The following is a 21,853-nucleotide window of genomic DNA, read 5'->3' as shown; positions in this document are numbered from 1 at the left end:
TCCCCTTCCCATTCACTGTGATACCGATATATTGGGAACCATATCCACACTCAGTAGAGTCTCTATGGAGTCTGCAATGGTCTGGAACAACTCTTTCATAAGCACTCCATTCATTCTGGAAGGGTTGTAGCGGAAAAAAAGCGCCGATGTATCTTTTAAGTCCTCCCACTCCATGATCATGTCAAATACGTTATAAAGGGTATCTTCTGTATGCAACCACCCTCTTTGTGCGAACAGGCACCGGACATACCCAGGTTCAATGCGAGTCACATGTCTTTCAATATCTCTCGCGTGGTATACTTCTGCTTCGCCCACTTTTTTCTTCGCACCGGCCAGAAGGAGTAACTCTTCTATTCTTTCTACTTCTGCAAAATCCACGTAAAAAGGTACAATCCAGCCCTTGCCGTCCAGCATTGTATGCACAGTCACTTTAGATCCGGTCGATATTTCATAGATGGCGTTCGAAAAAAGGGCAAGCCATACCGCTTCTTCTGCAACTTGCAACTCGTGACAAAATGTTTGGAATCGATTTCGTTGCGACGAGGACATCACCATACGGTACTGATTCTCTGCTCCGCTCCACTCCGCTTCGAAGTACGGCGCTTCCAACTGAACTGCTTGTAGCTGTATCTCCTTTTTGGACAATCCCTCTGAACTGGAAATCAGCTGTGCAAGCTGTTCCACAGAAGGATAGGCAAAAATATCGGTTAGTGTGATGACATCCGGATATAGAAGGTCTACTTCCTCAAGCATCTGAATAACGAGAATCGAAGTTCCACCTATCTCAAAAAAGCTGTCATGGACTCCGAAATATTTCTTGCCAAGCAGCTTGCTCCATATTTCAAACAGCGCTTCCTGCATCGCATCCTTAGGCCTATGCACCAGCGCTTCCTGTTCCCGCATTTCCTGCCACTTGCTTAGTTCGTCTTCGACTTTCTGAAATGCTCCTTCTTTATATTTTTCGATATATTTGTAACGCTGTAACTTGCCGCTGGTCGTTTGATGTATCTTGGAAATCGGTAGAATAACACTTAGATGGATACCCATCACATGGTTTACATGTCTGCGAATCTGATCCGCGTGACGTCCGAACTCTTCCAGCTTGTCCCTGTACAAAACGAACAATACAACCTCTTCCGTGCCAGTAGCTTCATTGTATACTCCGCAAGCAATCATTCGTTTGATCTTCAGATCCGTATATTCCTCTGCAATACGTTCAATATCATAGGGATAATAGTTGGAGCCGTTAATGATGATGATGTCCTTGGTTCTCCCCGTAAACACCAGATGATTATGGATTAGAAAGCCCAGATCACCTGTATGAGCCCACTCGTCCGGCGTAAAAAGTTTGGTGGTCGCTTCTTCATTGTTGTAGTATCCGTCTGTAATATTCGCACCCTTGATCTGAATATATCCGATATAACCCTTGGGAAGCGTATGACCAGAATCATCACAAATTCTCACCTGGCTATTTCGTAACGGGGTTCCCGTTCCAGAGAGTGCCAGCCCTGCTTCATCCTCACTTGATAGGAAAACGGCCTGGTCCCCGACACTGAGAGTATCTCGACGGACATAATACGTTGTGAAGGCTTCGTGCTGCTCCTGGATACATACCGCCACACAAGCCTCAGCCATGCCGTATCCCATTTTCATCGTTTTCCCGTCAAGTCCAAAAACGGCCATCTCATCTAAAAATTGTCGACATGCGTCCACATCGATAGGTTCTGCACCGTTCACGATCGCTTTAATTGGAGTTAAATCCCAATCAAAAGAGCGCTGGTTCGCAGCTTTGTAATACGCGTTCAAGAAATACTTGATTCCGAAATTGGGCGAAGCGAGCATTGTTGCTTTGAAGTGGCTGGCGGATTGCAACCAGAGAACAGGTCGTCTTATGAAAAGCCAAGTGGGCATCTGATACTGATTCAACCCGGCGACCAGCGGGAGCAAGTGGAACATAATCATGCCGAGGTCGTGAGTCAGTGGCATCCAATTGAGAAAAGCATCTTCCGAGGTGGCTCCCAAACGTTCTTCCAAATCATAAATGTTCGCGAGAAGCTTGCGATGTGTCAGTTTCACACCTTTGGGTTCTCCCGTTGTCCCCGAGGAAAACTGAATAAAGGCAACATCGTCAGGATGAGCAGAAACAGGTTGCTCTTGATGTTCGAAGGCCTGGTTCATCAGATCCTGGATATCCAGTAGAACACAATTTCGATCTGGAATGCGGGACAGATGCTCACGGAGTTCTTCCACGTGTCGCGATTCCGCTACGATAAAGGGACGGTTCAGAACACCGGTTACACGTAACGTTTTGGTCAGCGATTCTTCATTTTTACTCACTGTCAAGGGAACAGGGATGAACCCCCCCAGCAAGCCGGCCCAGAAAATAACGAGGAATTCCCGGGTGTTATCCAACTGCAAAATCACTTCAGATCCCTCACTTACTCCGTTCTTCCTTAGGAGATGCAGGGCACACATCGAGGACCGATAAAGCTCTGCAAAGCTGCAAAACTCACTTTGGGATTCTCCTTCAATAAAGGTGATTCCTCGTTCTTCCAGAACAGTGTGATGATTCAGGGCCTCATTGAGTGTGCTAAACATGCCGAACCACTCCTTCTTCAGCTATATGACTGAGAATACCTCCCCGTTGAACAGCAGGAGTCATCTTACAATCCAAAATGTGATTTAACGCTTCAAGAGCTTTAGCATTACCGTCTGCAACATCGCCTGACCTAGCAAGTTGCTCCAGTTCCCGAAACGGCCCCGCAACCTCTTTCAAATAATTCGAAGTTTCCCCGTGCATGTTGTAGTTTTTGGCACAAAGTGCCGCTTTTAAATAATGGGCATATGAAACTGCTCTATTCCCCTTTGGAAGCCTCTCCTTGATCAGTTTCTGCAGATACTCCTTTGTGTCCATAGACTGGATCATACATGCATCAAGCTTCTCTCTTCGCAGCATATTACTTAACACGCTACCTGGTCCAACCTCAATCAGGTTGTAAACCTGCCTCTCCATTAGAAATTGCACACATCCTTGCCAGCGGACCCTTTCTACCATTTGTTCCGATAAAAAAGAGGGGATGCAATTCACATTAGGATAAGGAAGAGCAGTAACATTGGAAAGTACGGAATAACGCATGGAATGAAAAGGGATAAGGCGAAGTTCATCATACAATTGCATGGCCGCGTTCTTCATGAATGGGCTATGGAAAGCACCGTCCACCTTAAGCGGTGTAACATGACCTCCCAAGTCAGTAAATCGTTCTTTTATTTTTGTAAGCGCATTCACTTGACCCGAAACGACAGTTTGGCGGCTGGAATTCAGATTGGAAATGACCACTAGGCCTCGATATTCAGGCTCAAGGCATTCCTTCTCAATGACTTGAGGGGTAAGCCCATGGACAGCCATCATGGAGCCAGCTTTATGCTTCTGGGCATCACGCATCAACATGCCTCTTAAACGTACAAGGCGAACAGCATCTGCAAAATGCAATGCTCCTGAAGCAGTCAGCGCCGTAATTTCTCCAAGACTGTGCCCTGCCAAATAGACTGGCTCACGTTCCATTCTCTCCACTAACACACGAAAGGCAGCGATGCCAACCGTCAAGATACACGGCTGTGCATAATCGGTCCGGGTTAACTCTGCCAGACTTCCTTGAAAACAAAGGTTCGATACGCTGTATCCCAAGATCTCTGAGGCCTCTTCAAACGTTCTTCTGGCTACTATGGAACGGGTAAACAGATCCTGTCCCATGCCTATGTATTGCGATCCCTGACCGGGAAACAGCAGTGCCGTGTGCATAACATCCCCCTCAGAACCAGATATTCGACAATTTTTGATATTCATTTTTCGTTGTTACATGATTTAATCACCTAATCATAATTGAAATTTAAGGATTATAATACAATTTCTTTACATTTGAACACATTATATCAACACTGCCTTAAACAGATCAATTTATTTTTTTTACCCATTGCAAAATGAACTTCATGTCATTTATATTATAATAAATCGTGATTCATTTTTAAGAAAAGGAGGGACTGCTCCGATGTCTCCAAAGTTATCCGACGATCAGAAGGAACTAAGGACTTTGCAAATTCTTGAAGCAGCGAAACGTGCATTTGAACACAAGGGTTACGGGGCAACAACGCTAAAAGATATTGTCGAAGAAGCCGGTATGAGCAGAGGCTGGATCTATCTATATTATCAAAGCAAAGAAGAAATCTTCGAGGCACTGCTTCATTGGCAAGATATGCGTTACAAAGAACACATCGAAACCTTGATTCACTCTTCGTCATCCGTCTGGAAAATTATCCAGGATCTCTATAGGCAGCAATTGCAGGATCTGCTTCGTTTCCCGAATGCGGGACTACAATCTGCTTTCTATGAATACTCTCTGATTGGCTCACGCGATGAGGAACGCCGGAACTTACTGATTGAGCGCTACAATTCGGGTGTTGCACAGTTCGCAACCTTAATTCGGATTGGCGTGGAGCGAGGAGAATTCTCTCCTGACATGGACGTGATGGACATTTCCAGACTCGCTGCATCATATCAGGAAGGAATTATGACACATTCCATCACGGTAGGTACCGAAAAGGCTAAAACAAGCATGCAGTTTGAGGCGTTGCTCGCGTATCTGAAAACACTGTTACACCCCGTAATGATTCACGAACCTGACCATTCGGAGGAAAACTAATGCAGGAACTTTTCCGTAATCCAACTTTCTTGAAGCTCTTTCTGGCAACCTTCACTTCGCAGCTGGGAAATGTCGTTGGAAATATGGCGTTCGCTTATTATATGGTGGATCGTTTCAGCAACCAGCCCTCTTTAGCCAGTATGGCAGAGCTTATGTATTCCCTTCCAACCTTGGCCGTTTTCTGGATTGTTGGAGTCGTTGCAGACCGTTTTGATCGTAAACATATCGCTACATACAGTGACTGGATCAGAGCTTTGTTAACCTTGTTATTGCTGCTTTTTGTTCACTATGACGTGCTGTTTATGTGCTTTCTGATTCTGTTTCTGCGTAGTTCCATTTCCAAGTTTTTCGGCCCGGCCGAAATGGGACTTCTCCAAGGTAGCATCGGTCCAGATCAGTACGTTCACGCATCTGGACTTATTCAGATCATCTCAGGTGTATTTATGCTTTTTGGACTGAGTCTGGGAGCAACGGCATACCATTTCATTGGTATCGAGGGAGCTATTATCGTGGACTTGTGCAGTTTCCTGTTATCTGGTTTCCTTCTCGCCTGGGCCAAATTTCCCGAACAGGCACGCATGCCGAACGGAAAAAACCGTGTACGTGATCTACGATTTTCTCTTGTCATCAAAGACTTCTGGCAGGGGCTTCATTATATTATAAATAACCGGCTCCTGCTGATTTTAATTAGTGGATTCATGTTTTTTGGTATAGTTAACGGAGTTTTTTCCGTCCTTCCAATCTTTTCAATGAAGTACAAACTTAGCCCGGATCAGTATGTTGTCCATTCGTCCCTTGTCACTGTTTTTATGGGGATTGGTTTCTTGATCGGCAGTATTTTGGGACCCATTCTGATTCGGCGTTACACAAGAACACCCATTCTGATCGCTTGTCTATTTTTAGCAAGCCTGCTCTTGGCAGGATTGGGCCTCGTACCTCGTGTGGAGCTTTATTTCGTTATTATTCTGCTGGCAGGGATCGCCATTGCTCCTATCAACATTGCACTTGGTAGCTGGCTTCCAGAACTTGTTCCGCCTCAGAATATGGGACGTGTGAATTCACTCATTGAACCCGTTATGATGCTGGGCCATTCTCTGGCACTCGGAACGATCAGCTTGGCCTTCCCTGTGTGGATCAATGTGACATGGCTTCATCTCACACTGGCTATATGCACAGTCGCCGTTAGTTTCTTCTATTTGAGATCACTTCCGGGACTTGTTCGCAAAACCACGGCACCTGCAACTGCCGAACAGGCTACGCCATAATCATATTTTCCAAACCGAATACCCCCTGCGATTCATCGGATACGTGCGCGTGATCTCGATGTTTATTTCAGGGGGCACTTCATCTACTCCGCATTTTTCGTAACGTTTTTTCGGGCTCAGCTTGTTGCCTCGTGTCGTTGCTCCTCAGGATGCTTTTTCTTCCTGTTACGAATCAATGCCACAATCCATAACAACAGTGGAAGTAGAATAAAAACAACGGGCAGGTTAAACGGTACGGCTACAAGCTTCGGAAAAAGAATAGAGCTATCCACAAAGTTACGTGGCAACATAGATAGTATGATGGCGATTGGAGATGCGATAAAGATGAAGCTCCGCCAACGTTTAACCCCTAGCCACTGGGCAGTCCCGTAAGATGCTGCAAACAGATATAACGACACCTTGATAAAAATCCCCATGATCCAGATCGCCACGACGATCGCATCGAGATTTTGCAGGAAACCGAAGGAAATAAAACGTACCAGATTGAGAAACGGATAGGTCTGTCTGGATGCCGTAGAATAACCAAAGATAGCGATGCATTGCATCGCTGAAAGTAACGTGAAGAGACCAGCTACAACAGAACCTAAAAGAGCACCCCTCACCCCTTTTTGTGGATCAGCCACAAAAGGGAGAATCATCATGAGCAATATGTTATCCCCCAGAAATGAGGCGGTTGGCAATGCCCCTTTCAGCAGTACGGTGAAGGTATTGTCCATAATAATCGGCTGCAGGTTGTCAAGCTGGATTTGGGAAATATTGAGGAGCAAGGGCACCATAATACCAAGCAAGATGAGAGGGCCTAGTACCTCGCTGCATCTGGCCAAGACTTCGATACCCGCATACGTTACATAAGCCGCAACAATAAGCATGCCGACAATGGGGATGATGACTGGCGTCAATTGAAGGATGGTGCCAATCATAAAATCGCCGTACTGTCGCAAGATAATCCCTAGCACCGTAAACCAATACAATACATAGATCAAAATAATCACATGCCCCAGAAACTTGCCCATAATTTTAGGGGCATAACTGATAAGAGACTCATTGGGATACATAATGCTTATACGTGTCAGCACGTAGGCAAGTCCTACGGAAAACATGCTGGAGAGTAATATGGAAATCCAGGCATCCTGCTTGGCAACAGCAATAGACGGATTAATGGTTAGCAGAATGGTCATTCCAATCTGCATCGTGGAAATCAGCCAAAAAACCTGATTACCACTGATCTTCTCCTTGTACATGAAGGCCCTCCTCTCCCTATTGTTTCTGTTGAGTATTGAACATGCCTGGACGCAAAATATCCGCTTGTGCGTTTACTGTAACGTTGATTTCCGGAAAAATAGCATCCCAATCCTTCTCGTGTTTTTTCCACAACACGGGATATTTACGATGAAATGCACCAGCAAAATTAAAGATATCCGCTTTATATTTGGTTTTAGCTTCATGAATCGCCAAGTGAATACGTTCTTCAATATTTTCTTCCAACTGTTTTTCAATATTCTCCAAGCTATCAATACTCTGATCAATGTTAGTCTCTGTTGTGTTCTGAATTAACTGATTTTTGCAATTCACATCAATCCTGATGGACCACTCTCCATTTTTGTACATCGGTATAATCTTGGATCGATTTCTCAACAATTGCACCGATATGGTTCCCTTCAAATGCTCGGGGCGAATTGTAATAATTGCATTATTCATCTCATCCACCGCCCACAAAATGCCGCGAGTAATCCGGTTATCCGCTACCCCAACCAACTTATCGTTATGCAAAATGGCGGTTCCGTTAATGTAACCAATGCCTTTGGTTGGATCAACCTCGCCAGGAGTTTTTAATAACTCGACCCAAGGCAGCAGTGCCGCTTTACTTTCATCCTCTAGCATCTCCATCAAATGTGCCATCGACGAGTTGATGCTCGTTTTGTTGACGGCCATCTCACGCAAAACTTCAGACGTATTTCGTTCCAGAATCGAATGTTTTTCTAATACTTCTTTGGCCTTTCCCTTGGTGACAAAAGTAAAAGCCCGCTCGCGCGGCTCGGAATCCCGCATGAGGAAGTCTAAATCATCCTTTAAGCCCTGCTCTACCTTTTCAGCACCAAATAAATAGACTTCGGAATGCCCCCAGAAAATTTTGCGCGAAAACTTCATCTGCAATTGGGCCAGGGCATCTGCTATATTGACACCTTGAGCGGATTGCACAAACGTTGTGCCACTTCCACCCGTTGCTTCTCCCCCAGACTGACTGCTTTGAGTTGAACCTTGAGGGATAAAAATCTGAATACTCACTTCAATCGAGTTGTCACTTGCCTTATCAATGGCTACGCCCGTTACAAGCGCAAGATCATTGATCTCCTTACGATCCCAACATCCAGCCAGCAACGGACAGAACAACAGAACAACCAACATTAGATAAAAATAACGCATCCACGCCCTCATGGCGAGGCTCCTTCATCCTCTTGATCCGGACGGTTATTGGAGGGTTGCCGAATTGCATTTTTTCGCCCTGTCAAACTTGGTCTCTTGAGATTAGCCCATATTGGCGACACCATGAAGCTGTCGAGCATTTCACTCCACTTCATTGGTGCAAGGGGCTGCAGATAGGGAACACCGAGCGAGCGTAAGGAACATAGATGAATAATGATGGCGATGACCCCAAGCATCAGACCGAGCAGTCCAAACATTCCTGACAGAAACATAATCGGAAAACGTAATAGACGAATAGCGATACCCGCGCTATATTGTGGCAGCAAAAAAGATGCGATACCGGTAATGGCAACCACCATAACCATTGGAGAAGAGACAAGGCCAGCAGAGGTCGCTGCCTGTCCAATAACAAGCGCGCCAACGATACTGACGGCGGAACCGACCTGTTTGGGCAAACGCACGCCAGCTTCTCGCAGTGCCTCGAAGGAAACCTCCATGAGCAACGCTTCAATCAACGCAGGAAACGGAATCTCTTCCCGTGACTTCGCGATACTAAGCAACAATGAGGTGGGCACCATTTCCTGGTGAAATGTCAAAATGGCTACGTAAAGAGAAGGCAGTACCAGTGAAATAATCAGGAACAAAAATCGCAGCCAGCGAATGAAACTGCTTATGATATAACGTTGGTAATAGTCTTCCGGTGATTGTAACATCGCAAAGAAAGTCGTCGGGGCAATGAGACAGAATGGTGTACCATCCACCATAATGCCGATTTTTCCTTCAAGGAGAGAAGCGCTGACTACATCCGGTCTCTCTGTAACCTGAATCTGCGGGAACGGAGAATAGGGGTGATCCTCGATCAATCCCTCGATATAACCACTTTCCAGCACACCGTCAATATCAATTCTCCTGATGCGGCTGTGCACCTCTTCAACTAATGCATGGTTAGCGATGCCATCAATATGAGCAACAAGGACCGATGTTTTTGTATATCGCCCGACCTGGAACGGATCTAATTTTAGAGAAGGGTCTTTAATTTTGCGTCGTAGCATCGAAGTGTTCACACTGAGTGTTTCTGTAAAACCTTCCCTTGGCCCGCGGATGATCGATTCTGCTGCTGGCTCCTCAATGCCCCTTTGCTGCCAGCCAGCAATCCCGATGGCAATACCAAATGGCAGTTGATCTACAAGCAGTGCCACACAACCGTTAGCGATATGGTTTAACAGATCCTCAAAGCATGTCGCGACGGTGAGCTGGCTTGTGCTAACAATAGAACATATGTATGCATAGTCAATCTTGGTATTGTCCGCTCGTGCTTGCAGGAGCGGGGCCAATACATGCAAATCAAGTAACGATTCATTAACCATACCGTCAATAAACAGCATAAACGCTTCCTTGCTGCCCGCAAGCGGAAACGTTCTGGTTTTGATATCTGTGGAATGGTTGTATATTGTTTTAACAATGTCCACATTCACCGAAAGTTCGGTGCTGAAGGACATCGTTCGGTAATCCAAAACGTCGACCATTTGAACGCTCCTTCAATAGGAAAGATAGTAGTACTGTTCAATGTGCAACTTAGTAACAAAATTCAATGTAAGGATATATTTTCCCCAATCGTTTTTTTTATTCTTTTAGAGTGGGAAAAACAGCAAATAAACCACTTCAAAACTGAAGTGGTTTAAGGATTGATTCATACCTCTAGCGTCCTATTTTCACATTTGCCATATGATTCATTTCTTCAACAGCCGTTTTACCCGCGATTCGTCCAAACGTAAAGATGTCTGTCAAAGCATTCCCTCCTAAACGGTTGCCTGCATGAATCCCCCCTGCCACTTCCCCGGCGGCGTACAGATGGGCAATCGGCTGATCGTTTTCATCCAATACGCGGGTTTGGGTATCGATCTTGATGCCGCCCATCGTATGGTGGACCGCAGGTTTTCTAGGCGTAGCGTAAAATGGAGCCTTCTCCACTTTTAAACTAAACGTATCCTTGTGGAACTCGGGATCAAAGCCCGCATCTACGTAAGAGTTATACTTATCCACGGTCGATCTGAGAACCTGAGGGTCCATCCCCACTTTCACTGCCAGTTCTTCAATGGTATCCGCTCTAAACAGAGTACCCGCTTCAACCTGCCGATCTATTTTTTCCTGACTGGTATTGGCTGCGGTTTTCTTAATCTCATCGTCAGCGATTAGATAAAATAAACTTCCCTGTTCGATTGCCGCTTTGGTTAAGACATCCCGGCCAGAGAATTCGTTGACAAACCGTTCTCCCTTTTTGTTAACAATGACAAAGTTTTCAGGTGGTACTTGCAGTCCGCTGAAGAGCTCGCCTGTTTCCGGATCGGCTACCGGCATCATTTGCGTGAAGCCCATACCTGTCAGCGCGGCTCCTGCACTCTTGCCAAGCGATATTCCGTCACCCGTCATCGCGTAGGAATTCGTTGTTTTGATATCATCGTCAATATGGCTCCAGTACGTGTTATATTCCTTAAGCATCTGCGTATTTGCACCAAAACCACCACTGGCAAGCACAACCGCTTTTGCATGAATCGTAATTTTCTGACCATTTACACCCGTTGCAATGACACCTGCAATTTTTCCGTCTTCGATGATTAGCTGTTTAACCGGGCTATCTGTAATGATTTGTCCGCCATTGTCTTCTACATATTTACTAAGCGCAATGATAAAGGCAGAGCCATAACTTTTGACAGGTTTATGACCACGTCGCCACAGGGCACCGACCGGAGCAAATACGATACTTTTATCATATTCGACCCCGATATCTTCAAGCCACTGCACACTTTCCAAGGCACGGTCTGTAAGTACTTTGACCAAATCATACTGTCCATAGATCGTGGTGCCGTTCAAGTCGGTTCGTTTGCCCCCGAAATACGTTTGCATTCTGTGCAATAGCGGGGAATCGAATAAATAAGCCTTTTCCGTACCAAACTTCTCCTGATATGCTGCAAATTCTGCCTTCAGCGCATGGAAATCATCGATATATTCCGGGTGAATCAGGCTCTCATCGGTACTTAACAGGTTCTCAATCGTTTGTCTTTCCCCCGGATTTTCACTAAACTGCTGTTGCCATGCAGGGTCTGCCGCGTTAACAGGACCACCTGAACGGATCGTGTTACCGCCAACAGCAGGATATTTCTCAAGCACAATCGCACTTGCCCCCTGCTGTAGAGCTGTAGCAGCCGCACTGAGTCCAGCGCCGCCTCCCCCTACAACTACCACATCGCAAGTATATTCCTCATCATCCTTCATCTGGCTGCTGGCAGGTTTTGCACGTCTTTTCAGAATGTCTGGGTTCACTCCGGCCAGCTTGACTGCCTTCGCGACACCGTTGATGACCGCGTTACTTGTCTCGGAAGCACCGGATAGCGCATCTACATTCAGCGTCTGTCCTTCAATGATTTTATTCGGTATTCTTACAAAAACAACATCGGCGATGCCTTCGGTTTCTCCCTGGGAATCGATATCAATACGTTCGATCCGATTTTCACTAAAGGATACCTTCATCGGCAGATTGCCGCTGTGACCAATCGCATTGACTTCATACACACCCGGTTTATAGGTGAACTCTTCTTCCTCGTTGAGCTGATTGGATATTTTCGCAAACCGGAGGAACCGCAAGAAACATATCTCCAGGAAATCAATCGTACCTTCACTGTTCAGGTTGCCTGCTTCGTCAAACGCTTTATGCGCATTGCCCAGCAAAAACTCGTACCCCGGCATCACGTTCGCTTCAACACCCGGCGCATCCAGAATTTGACGAAGATGCAGCTGAGCACGAGACGAACCTTGCGTTCCCTGTGACGCACCAATAATCATAACCGGCTTTCCTGCCAGCGGATGGATTTCAAAGCTCAGCCATTCCAGCAAGCTTTTCAGGGATGAAGGAATGGAATGGTTGTATTCCGGAGTTGCAATAATGACACCATCACTTGCGGTAATTTTTTCGTTAAACGATTGTATAATGGCACTGTTCGTCTGGTTATCGGATTGATTAAACATCGGAACATCGGTAATATCGAGAATTTCAATGGTAGCTCTGGACTCAAAATGTTTTTGCATGAACTGAAGCAGCTTGCGATTATACGATTTCTTTGCGTTGGTGCCCACGATCGCTATGATTTTCATTGTAGTTAGCCCCCTACTCTTGCCAGGAAAATTTTTTCGTTTTTTTCTTCAACGTCCGTTTTGACAGCAACTCTGTGGTGATTTCCGTAAACAGAACAAACTCCCTGAAAATTTCCTCTAGCTCTGCCACTTTCTCTGCACTGATTAGGCTACCGCTGTGATCAAATGCACTCTGCGATTTTCCCAAAAGAAATTCGCTGCTCGGCATCATTCTCGCACCAAGCTCAGGTGAATCCAGAATTTGTCTAAGATGCGCTTGCGCTCTGGAAGAACCAAGTGAACCGTGTGAAGCACCCACAATCAGAACCGGCTTGTCTTTCAAAGTTTGAGTGGTATAACTGACCCATTCCAGCGCACTTTTCAACACAGCAGGGATCGCATGGTCGTACTCCGGAGTAGCAATAATAATGCCTTCTGCTCTAGAAATCTGATCCAGTAAATCTTGCACCTTCACAGGTATATCAACTTCAGCGTCTTCTATTTCATCTTTTTCAATAAAAGCAGGCAGATCCTTAATTTCAAACAAGTCGATCTTGACCTCGTCTGCAAAATGCTTTTGCATAAATTGAAGCAGCGTGCGGTTCGTTGATTCATCCGAATTGGTGCCCACAATAGCTAAATAATTCATCGTAATCCCCTCTCTGTCATTCGAAAATCATGTTCGTCAATGTCAGACTCGATCTTTCGGCATAACCTTAACATAGAGAAGCTGGAATGATCTAATAGTTATTCATTGCAGTTTGATAACCAATTTGTTATAATCACCTCAAATTCAAAGTTTGTTATTTTTTTCACAAAGGGTGAGCGACATGTCTAAATTAGAATCGCAGGATATTTTATGTTACATCGACAGCCTTTTAAAATACAGCAACTTTAGCAAAGCAGCCCAATCCCTTTATATTTCTCAGCCCTACCTGACCAAAGTAATCAAAAAAGTGGAAAGTCAGTTAGATTGTGAGCTGATTACTCGCAACAAGCTTCCGTATCGATTAACCGAACAGGGAAAAATCTATTATCAATATTTAACTTCGCTCGAACATAGCTACGCCAAGCTCATGAAAGAAATCTCATATGCATCAGATATCGGCAACAAAGTGTTGCGGATCGGGATTCTGCCTAGCCTGGGTTCTTATTTGACACCTCTTTTTTTACCGGCATTTTTACAGCTTCATCCTGCCTATAAGATTAATCTCGTAGAGGATCTGCCTGAAAAAAATGAAAAACGGATTCAAAATTACGAACTCGACTTCTGGATTGGGCAAAATTCGAGCAGCATTTCCCCAAATCTAAACTCCTTTAGTTGGGGCAAGCACAGCTACCGGGCAGTTATCCCGCGCGGCTGTGAACTATATCAGAAACATGTTGCCGTCATCCCGGAGGGAACGTTTGATATCCCCACCATGCTGAGCCAACCGCTCGTTTTAACGTCCAAAGGCTCTGCGGTCCGTAAACAGATCGATCAATTACTTAGTGTGCACAAAATCCAACCGAGCATCGTGATGGAAAGCAACGAAATCCACACGGTGTTGAAACTTGCCAAACAGAATATGGGCCTGACGATCATTCCAGAAAGTGTCCGGATTGACGAGTCTCCTTCCGAATACAACATTTACCCGATCCCGATTGATAAGATGAGTCTGGATTATTTTATAGCACATCATGGGGAAAGAAAGCTTACGAGTGTAGATCATGACCTTATCCATACTTTTCTGAATCATGGACAACAATGCGCAGTGTAGGAGGAGATTCACATGAAATCTTTTACGAAAACGATCCCTCTCATGGGAACTAAAATCACTCTATACATCGAAGGGGCCGGCGCAGAAGAACTTGCTCAGGAAGCAGAGAACATGCTGTTCCGTTACGAAAAAGTCTTTAGCGCCAACAGTGATCACTCACAGCTTGCGATGTTGAAACAAGAAGCCGCGTCCCATCCGCTCCAAGTCGACAGGGAACTGTATGATCTGATCAAGATAGGCAAAGAACACAGCCTGAATGAAGGTTCTTTTTTAAATATTGCGATTGGCCCGTTGATCAAATTGTGGAGAATCGGTTTCCGCGAGGCACAGGTGCCGGAGGATGGAGAGATTAAGAAGGTACTGGCGCTCTTACAGCCTGAACATATACAGCTCAATGATGAGCACCAGACCGTACATTTATTAAAAAAGGGGATGGAGATCGACCTGGGAGCCATCGCTAAAGGTTATTTTGCCGATCAGGTGATGGCCTTTTTCAAGAAAAACGGAGTAATCTCAGCTATGGTCGATATGGGCGGAAATGTGCTTGTTCATGGGGACTCCCCTTCGGGTTCGAGTCACTGGAATGTGGGAATACAGAATCCCTTTTTACCCAGAGGCAATGCAGCAGCACTCGTCAGCATCAGAGAGCAATCCATCGTTACCTCAGGCATATACGAGCGTGTTTTGGAAAAGGAAGGCCAGCAGTACCATCATATCTTTAGTAGCAAAACAGGTTATCCCATCGTAAGTAATGTCGCTTCTTTGACCATTATTGCGGATAGATCGCTGGACTGTGATATCTATACAACAGAGTTATTCGGCTTAGATGCGGCCTCCATTATTCATAGAGTCAACGGGATGAAACATATCGAAGCCGCCGTTATCACGACCGATGGAAACATGGCCTACACCGAAAATCTGCATGGGAAAATTCAGCCAATATCAAGTTAGTAACGTTTTGAATTTGTTATTCTTTTGATGTACAAAGCACCAAAATTGTCTTTTTCAACGTCTATTTAGACGGCATTTCATGCACTTTGATAAACGTGTAGTCTGCCGTGTAAGTACCTTTGGCGAGTACTTTTACAAGTGTGCCTTGCTCAAGTTTGGAACTGGTGCTGAATACCACTTGTTTCGTTTCACCGTTCTCGGTAACACCGTGCTCTCTATACTTGTATCTGCCATCGTCGTCTTCAGGTTCTCCCTGGACTTTAACAAATACATATTGCTCTTGAATCCATGGGTTAAAACGGTCTAGAGGCTCACGCATAAAGATATAGAGACCAGCGAGTATAACCATACCAATGAGAGAAGAAATAAGAAGCCTTTTGTTCATTCGTTCTCCTTCCTTTCTATAGGGCATTGGTGACGATACTTTTGTAATACCGGATGGTAACGACCATAAATAGCAAATAAATGAGAATATACACTGCCATACTGATGAGAATCGGAGTCAGCATGCTTGCCGCGATGAGAATTGTACTTACCTTCAAGGCAAAAGCAGCATGAGTTAGCCCCATTCCCAGCGGGATTAAAAATACGAAGATTTGTTTGCGGATGATGCCATTCATCATATCCCCTACCTGGAATCCGAGCTGACGCAGTGTTCGATAATGCGGTTTCTCTTGTTCGGCCTCGGTCATCTGTTTAAAGTACAGAATACTTCCTGTGGATAGGATAAAAACCAAACCTAAAAATCCGGCAATGAAAATAAGCATTCCAAAATTTTGACGTGATCCCTCATAGGCGGAATAAAAGTCGGTGAGATAACGATCTTTGTCCACATTGTCATTAAAGATGTTAGAAGCATCCGCTGATCTTTCCTTTTCCAATATGTTAAAAACCTCAAATGTCACCGATTTTTTGTTCGCATCCTCCTGAATGCTGTCCCTCATTCGCTTGAACGTTTCTTCAGAAACCAGTAATTGATCGCCACGGAAAACGTAATTTATGACATTCTGAAGCTTGTTCTTTGATACGGTTAATAGATTAACTTCATCGTTGGATGCATACTGCACCTCTTTTAGAGGCGGAACTTCCATTCCCTCGATTACTGCTCGCGAATTATGATAAATGGCTTCATTCTTTGGCGGAAATTCCAGCTTTAATCCAATCTGCGCCATCTGCTCTGCGGAGAAAAGTAAAAAGGTTCTGTTGCTATGACTTGGTTTGGACTGCTGTTCATAATCCACCCATGAGCCGTTAAATTGAATGGCATCGACCTGGTGTTGCTCGAATGCAATCTGTGCAGTTTCTAACTTACTGGATACCACAGCCGCATCTTCTGGCACATCCACTGCAAAATCAAACGGCATCGCCAATCTGACATCCTTTTCAATGGAATAATACAAAGAATAGGACAGCGAAATCATCGTAATGGTCATCGCGGATAATATCGTGATTAACGTTAGCGAGTTGGCGTGACCTTTCATTCTGTGCATTAATGGTGCAATCGAAAGGCTGTTAACCAAGCCGAGGTTTCCATTCTGTCTTTTGCGATAAATAAATAATATCCAGCTTACCGTCGTATGAAAGACCAAATAGGTTCCGAGGATGATGCTGACGAGAACGACTAACATCAGAAAAATCAGAGCATCTGCATCGTATCCAATAAAGGTAGACACGTAATAACCAAGCCCGATCAGACATACCCCTGACAGCCCTAAAATACCTGACACGATGCCGGGGCGTTTAACGAATAGATCATGCCCATGATTGGCCTGAAACAATTGCAACAACGTACTGCGGTAGACCGTCCATACAATTTGTAACGAAGTGATCACAAGCAAGCAAATAAACACGGCAATCGTTTGAAGTAATGCCTGGCTGGAAAAGGTTAAACCGATCTTGGCATTGAGACCTAAGATACTTATTAACAGTAAGAGGAACAACCGCGAGAGTAAAGTTCCGACCACCGTTCCGATCAGTAATGCGCCCAGACCAAGGATGCTATGTTCCAAGATCAATACCCGTGCGACCCAAGCCTTGGACAAACCAATCAACTGGTATAATCCAATCTCTTGACTACGCCTTTTGATAAAAATATTTGTCGCATACATCGTAAACACAATTGTTATAAGAATGAGCAGGATGCCCGCCATTTGGAAAGCAGTTGAGAAATTCATGCTGGTTTGAACCGTCTCCATTACGGTTTGATCATTTTGCAGAGTTGAAAAAATAAAATACAAGCTGATGCTGAAGATCATTGCGAAAAAATAAAGATAATACATTTTGATATTTTTCCGCATGCTGCGCATGACGAGTTTCCTGATGTTCATTGAGGACCGCCACCTCCAAGCACGGCTTGCATATCCAGAATGTCTTTGAAGAAGGATTCTCGCGTTTTTTCTCCCCGATATAATTCAGCAAAAACCTTCCCATCCTTCAAAAAAACGACCCGGCTGCAATAGCTGGACGCCAGCAGGTCATGAGTAACCATAACAATGGTAACGTGCCGTGACTGGTTGATCTTGTGTAAATTTTCTAATAAATTAGAAGCCGCTTTCGAATCCAGGGCGCCCGTAGGCTCATCTGCAAAAACAAGCGACGGCGAATGAATTAACGCTCGTGCCGCAGAGGTACGTTGCTTCTGACCGCCAGATATTTCAGTAGGATATTTATCCGCTAATTCCTCAATGCCTAGAATGGATGCAATCTCATTAAACTCATGTTCAGCTTGAGTTTTACTTATTTTTGTTAACGATACAGGAAGTAAAATATTTTCCTTGACCGTTAATGTATCGAGCAGATTATAATCCTGAAAGATAAAACCTAGATGTTGACGACGAATGTCGGACAGCTCTTTATCCTTCATTTTGGAAATCTCATGCTCTTGTATAAAAATCTTTCCATCCGTAGCCCGGTCAATCGTCGCTAACGTATTGAGGAGGGTGGTCTTGCCTGAACCGGAAGGTCCCATAATGCCGACATACTCTCCCTCCATCACGCGAAGGTCAATGCCTTGTAATACCTGTTGTACATTGCCTTTTGAACCATATGATTTACAAACCCCCTCCGCATTCAACACGGTTTTCGGTATCTTCTGTTGTCTCATTCCAATGCACTCCATTCCAGTTGTTCTATGTATAGTGTAGTTTTTTTCGGCCTCTCGGTCGTATGATCCAGATGATAAAACAGGCTCGAATGTGATGTTTTTGTCACCTTAAAGATTAAATTCGAATACATGTGCCCAATAAAAAACAGCCAGGCTGTGGAAAATATCCTGACTGCTCTATGATTGTCCGTTTTAAAGTAAGGTGCGTCTCAGCTGTTCAAACGGGTTGTCTCTCGTGAAAATCATTGAAATTGACGTTCCCTCTCCCACCGTTGAAGCCACTTGAAGTTGTACATGTAGCTTCTTGCTTATTTCGTTAGCAAGATAAAGGCCCATTCCGGTCGCCGAGTTCTGTATTCTCCCATTTTCACCCGTAAATCCTTTATCAAATATACGAGGGAGATCATGTGCCTGAATACCCGGTCCTTCATCTCGAATGGTGACGATCACAGATCCGTTTTCATGGGGAGCGGTATCAATAGATATATCCCCATCGGCTGGACTGTACTTGATCGCATTCGTTAAGAGCTGTCTGAGCACAAATCTGCACCACTTTTTATCGGTATACACGGTAGAGGGGACGTTACCCGTCAATTCAATGGATATATTTTTTTCCATACACCAGGTCGATAGTTCACGAATTTCTTCTCTTAGCATTTGCTTCACTTCTACCTGTTCCGGGCGTAAATCAGAATCCAGGTTGGCTAATCTTGAGATGTAAAGCTGTTGATCCACCAATAAGTGCATTCTGAGCCAAGACGCATGTAACCGCTCAGCCAGCTCATTCGAACGATGGGCATCCATCGTGATTTTCATCGTAGTAAGGGGTGTTTTCATTTCGTGCACCCATGAGGCAAGATCCGTATGTTCCATGCTTTGGGCGGATTGATCCTCACGTCGCTTATTCTGATCATGTTGATGAATTTGTTCCAATAAAGTATAAACCATAGCGTCAGGAAAAGAGCTATTAGGTTTGGGGATCTCTTCAAACCAGTCTTCCTCGATACGATTAGAAAGAGCGAGTAATTCTTTATAATAAGCCGTTTCCTTTTTATATCTCCAAACCAAGAAAGCCAAAAAGATAATGAGAAACAAGGAATTCAAATAGAGGAGAGACTGTGCTTCCACACGGATGCCAGCATCCAGTTGGATTAAGGCGTTGGTTAGCAGAAGCAGTAAGCCAATTAAGGCAATCCAGCTTTTTTTATACTTGAGATAAGCGATAAACAATAGAAACCTCCTAGAGAGTAACGGCCATGTACCCCAGACCTTTTTTCGTTACGATTCCATCAGCCAAGTTAAGGTAGGACAGCTTTTGACGTAACCTTGTAATGTTGGCTGTCAGCGTATTGTCATTGATGAACTGGTCATCATCCCAGAGCATCTGCATCAGTTCATGGCGAGAGATGATTTTGTTATTGGATTTCACTAAAGCCGACAGGATAAAAAATTCATTTTTGGTCAAGTCAATAGTCTCACCATCTTTATGAATTTCACCGCTTTTCAAATCAAGCATCGCTTGATTCCATTCCATCACATCGGAGGAAGCCTCCTCATATGTATAGGTTCGACGTAGAATTGCTTGTATCTTGGCGATTAAAACTTCCATGTGAAATGGTTTCGGAATATAATCGTCTGCCCCCAAGTTCATTGCCATCACCATATCCATCGGATGATCTCTGGAGGAAAGAACAATAATAGGCACTTTCGACACGGCACGGATCTCTCTGCACCAATGAAAACCGTCAAACTTCGGAAGCTGTATATCGATAATCACCAGATGGGGACGCTGTTCAACAAAGCCATCGATCACACGTCCGAAATCCTTTGGACTACTCACTTCATACGACCACTGACTCAATCCTTCTCGAAGTGCTTCAAGAAGAAGAGCATCATCCTCAATAATAAAGATGTTCATGTTCATGTTAACACCCCTTATCTATATACTTATCATTCTAAAGTAAAAACGACCAGAAAAACACCGCAGGGAACAGGGCGTCCTCATTCGCGCTTCTTGGGATTTATCTCGTATCTAAACTGAATGAAGGATTTTACACAAGCCACTCCGCGATGACAGAATAACCTTCCTATCGCTGTTATCCCCAGATTTTTTCGATTCCCTTTTCCGAAGGGGAAAATCCGGTGATAAAGGCGACCGCTTCGCTTTTTCGGGTTTTTTCTGTCCTCTCCGTTAACGTGTAAATGAAGAGTTCTAAATAAGAGAAGCTAAATCTGTAGAAATTAAAAAAACGCCATTGAAGGCGGTCTAAAAATGTCCATTCTCTGCAGCTGTTTACAAACCATTCCAATCAGAGTGTTTCAATCAATTTCTGAATCTTAGATTCGGAAATGAAATATACGGGGCCTAAGATATCAATTTTGCCGTCTTTTACACGAATGGCACTTTCCTGTTCTGCCGCATAAACATGCATCTCTTCAGATAGCGGAAACAAGTAGCCTTCAACAAACGTACCATAATCGCGTCTAGCATGGGATTCATAGGCAAAATGATACCTTCATAATCAGACGGCTCAGCGCTAATCATCACAAGCGATTTTCTATCTGTGATGTCCTCATGTAACCGTTCGACCAGTTTCTCTGGAAAAAAATCATTAAACCAACTGAAATAATAGTGAGTACTCAAACTGTACTACCTCCATATGTATAATTGACCTATTTCTATCCTTGAAGAATACTAAAAAATATAACTCCATACTACCATAACATCGAATTAAATGATGGAAAATAGTCCTATTTCCGAAAGTAAGTGTGTCCGTTGCCCTATTCAGGCCTGCCCATCCTATAAGATAAAATAGAGTATATATGAACTTTGAATAAGGGATGGGATGATCATGAGTACGCTGCAACCAATTATCCATGTCTTGCGACATTCGTCCGATGAAGACGTCGTTGAACAATTTTTTGAGCATGAGTCATTAATCTGGATTGATTGGAGAGAAGACGAAGGGGACATCATCCAATACTTTAACGATCGACTGCCGGAATCCGATCAGATCAAGTGCGAGATCATCGACATTGACAAGCCGAGAGGCGTTGATATTGTGTTAAGTTCGAACGATCGAAAGCTTAAAATACCGTTCGCTGATGATCGGACTGATCGAGACAGCGCCATTCGGGCTATGCAGGAAATGATTGCTCCCCGGTATCAGATTCGATGGTTTATGGAGTCTTTAGGCAACGACACGTTAGCATATCTCTTATTATCTACGGAACAGTGGACAGAGCTTGAGAAGCAATTCGGAAAAGAAAAGCTGGAATTCCACTTCCAGCCGATAACAAGCGAAAGCATCATGTTTTCCCTCGACATGGATGAGGTGTTTACATTAGTTGAATCAAGGCAAAAAGCGCAAACCTCTGAATAAGCTAGGAAAAACTCTTTGTACTAGTACGCTGAGTTTTCCAGTTTTCCAAGTCAAAAACGCCATCACATAATGTAATGGCGTTCTTTTTTTGTATGGAGCCTAGTAGGCTAACCGTTTCTTCTTGACTCCACGTAGATACCCT

General features: G+C 44.3%; 18 protein-coding genes. 5 read left to right on the top strand and 13 right to left on the bottom strand.

Translation table 11 applies throughout. From position 1 onward, the window contains the following. Window positions 1-12: 12 nt before the first annotated feature. Together Q9R46_RS05080 and fabD are read right to left on the bottom strand one after the other, a co-directional pair. The gene (locus Q9R46_RS05080) at window positions 13-2,598 is read right to left on the bottom strand and encodes a non-ribosomal peptide synthetase (RefSeq protein WP_311279183.1); all 2,586 of its coding nucleotides are present in this window, start codon (window positions 2,596-2,598) and stop codon (window positions 13-15) included. Further along, on the bottom strand, window positions 2,591-3,799 hold the full coding sequence (gene fabD / locus Q9R46_RS05075) for an ACP S-malonyltransferase (RefSeq protein ID WP_311279182.1): 1,209 nt from the start codon (window positions 3,797-3,799) through the stop codon (window positions 2,591-2,593). The genes Q9R46_RS05080 and fabD overlap by 8 nt, the downstream gene beginning before the upstream one ends. Before the next feature lie 247 nt (window positions 3,800-4,046). Here fabD and Q9R46_RS05070 point away from each other — a divergent pair, with 247 nt between their 5' ends. Further along, a complete protein-coding gene (locus Q9R46_RS05070) occupies window positions 4,047-4,697 on the top strand; it encodes a TetR/AcrR family transcriptional regulator (RefSeq protein WP_311279181.1) in 651 nt (216 codons plus the stop codon). Continuing rightward, window positions 4,697-5,962, top strand: a complete 1,266-nt coding sequence (locus Q9R46_RS05065; protein ID WP_311279180.1) for an MFS transporter — start codon at window positions 4,697-4,699, stop codon at window positions 5,960-5,962. Before Q9R46_RS05070 ends, Q9R46_RS05065 begins: the two co-directional genes overlap by 1 nt. A gap of 116 nt (window positions 5,963-6,078) precedes the next feature. Here Q9R46_RS05065 and Q9R46_RS05060 read toward each other — a convergent pair whose 3' ends face one another. The 5 genes from Q9R46_RS05060 to Q9R46_RS05040 all read right to left on the bottom strand — a co-directional run bounded on the left by Q9R46_RS05060 (window position 6,079) and on the right by Q9R46_RS05040 (window position 13,163). Beyond that, window positions 6,079-7,203 (bottom strand): GerAB/ArcD/ProY family transporter, encoded by a 1,125-nt coding sequence (locus Q9R46_RS05060; protein WP_311279179.1) that lies wholly within the window; start codon window positions 7,201-7,203, stop codon window positions 6,079-6,081. Window positions 7,204-7,219: 16 nt separating this feature from the next. Then, a complete protein-coding gene (locus tag Q9R46_RS05055; RefSeq protein ID WP_311279178.1) occupies window positions 7,220-8,398 on the bottom strand; it encodes a Ger(x)C family spore germination protein in 1,179 nt (392 codons plus the stop codon). Then, window positions 8,395-9,912, bottom strand: a complete 1,518-nt coding sequence (locus Q9R46_RS05050) for a spore germination protein (protein ID WP_311279177.1) — start codon at window positions 9,910-9,912, stop codon at window positions 8,395-8,397. The genes Q9R46_RS05055 and Q9R46_RS05050 overlap by 4 nt, the downstream gene beginning before the upstream one ends. Before the next feature lie 172 nt (window positions 9,913-10,084). Continuing rightward, entirely contained in the window at window positions 10,085-12,535 is a 2,451-nt protein-coding gene (locus Q9R46_RS05045) for a flavocytochrome c (RefSeq protein WP_311279176.1), read from the bottom strand. 13 nt (window positions 12,536-12,548) lie between these two features. Then, complete coding sequence (locus tag Q9R46_RS05040) at window positions 12,549-13,163, bottom strand: NADPH-dependent FMN reductase (protein WP_311279175.1); 615 nt, start codon at window positions 13,161-13,163, stop codon at window positions 12,549-12,551. 181 nt (window positions 13,164-13,344) lie between these two features. Here Q9R46_RS05040 and Q9R46_RS05035 point away from each other — a divergent pair, with 181 nt between their 5' ends. Both Q9R46_RS05035 and Q9R46_RS05030 read left to right on the top strand, forming a co-directional pair. After that, the gene (locus Q9R46_RS05035; RefSeq protein ID WP_311279174.1) at window positions 13,345-14,274 is read left to right on the top strand and encodes a LysR substrate-binding domain-containing protein; all 930 of its coding nucleotides are present in this window, start codon (window positions 13,345-13,347) and stop codon (window positions 14,272-14,274) included. A gap of 12 nt (window positions 14,275-14,286) precedes the next feature. Then, a complete protein-coding gene (locus Q9R46_RS05030; protein WP_311279173.1) occupies window positions 14,287-15,225 on the top strand; it encodes an FAD:protein FMN transferase in 939 nt (312 codons plus the stop codon). 61 nt (window positions 15,226-15,286) lie between these two features. On the opposite strand, the gene Q9R46_RS05025 is transcribed toward Q9R46_RS05030, so the two are convergent. From Q9R46_RS05025 to Q9R46_RS05000, 6 genes are all read right to left on the bottom strand, one after another. After that, a complete protein-coding gene (locus tag Q9R46_RS05025; RefSeq protein WP_311279172.1) occupies window positions 15,287-15,610 on the bottom strand; it encodes a YxeA family protein in 324 nt (107 codons plus the stop codon). A 16-nt stretch (window positions 15,611-15,626) separates the two neighbouring features. Next, window positions 15,627-17,552 (bottom strand): ABC transporter permease, encoded by a 1,926-nt coding sequence (locus tag Q9R46_RS05020; RefSeq protein ID WP_311279171.1) that lies wholly within the window; start codon window positions 17,550-17,552, stop codon window positions 15,627-15,629. Next, complete coding sequence (locus Q9R46_RS05015) at window positions 17,549-18,328, bottom strand: ABC transporter ATP-binding protein (RefSeq protein WP_311279170.1); 780 nt, start codon at window positions 18,326-18,328, stop codon at window positions 17,549-17,551. The genes Q9R46_RS05020 and Q9R46_RS05015 overlap by 4 nt, the downstream gene beginning before the upstream one ends. Window positions 18,329-18,520: 192 nt before the next feature. Further along, window positions 18,521-19,558, bottom strand: a complete 1,038-nt coding sequence (locus tag Q9R46_RS05010; RefSeq protein WP_311279169.1) for a sensor histidine kinase — start codon at window positions 19,556-19,558, stop codon at window positions 18,521-18,523. A 10-nt stretch (window positions 19,559-19,568) separates the two neighbouring features. Further along, a complete protein-coding gene (locus tag Q9R46_RS05005; RefSeq protein ID WP_311279168.1) occupies window positions 19,569-20,252 on the bottom strand; it encodes a response regulator transcription factor in 684 nt (227 codons plus the stop codon). A gap of 465 nt (window positions 20,253-20,717) precedes the next feature. After that, the gene (locus Q9R46_RS05000) at window positions 20,718-20,972 is read right to left on the bottom strand and encodes a hypothetical protein (RefSeq protein WP_397386325.1); all 255 of its coding nucleotides are present in this window, start codon (window positions 20,970-20,972) and stop codon (window positions 20,718-20,720) included. Window positions 20,973-21,180: 208 nt separating this feature from the next. Here Q9R46_RS05000 and Q9R46_RS04995 point away from each other — a divergent pair, with 208 nt between their 5' ends. After that, complete coding sequence (locus Q9R46_RS04995) at window positions 21,181-21,711, top strand: hypothetical protein (protein ID WP_311279167.1); 531 nt, start codon at window positions 21,181-21,183, stop codon at window positions 21,709-21,711. Window positions 21,712-21,853: the final 142 nt, after the last annotated feature.

This window comes from Paenibacillus sp. RRE4 (genome assembly GCF_031844205.1).
In the GTDB taxonomy this organism is placed as follows: domain Bacteria; phylum Bacillota; class Bacilli; order Paenibacillales; family Paenibacillaceae; genus Paenibacillus; species Paenibacillus xylanexedens_B.
The sequence above is the reverse complement of the archived record's forward strand: the minus strand, read 5'-3'. Positions and strand labels throughout refer to the sequence as shown.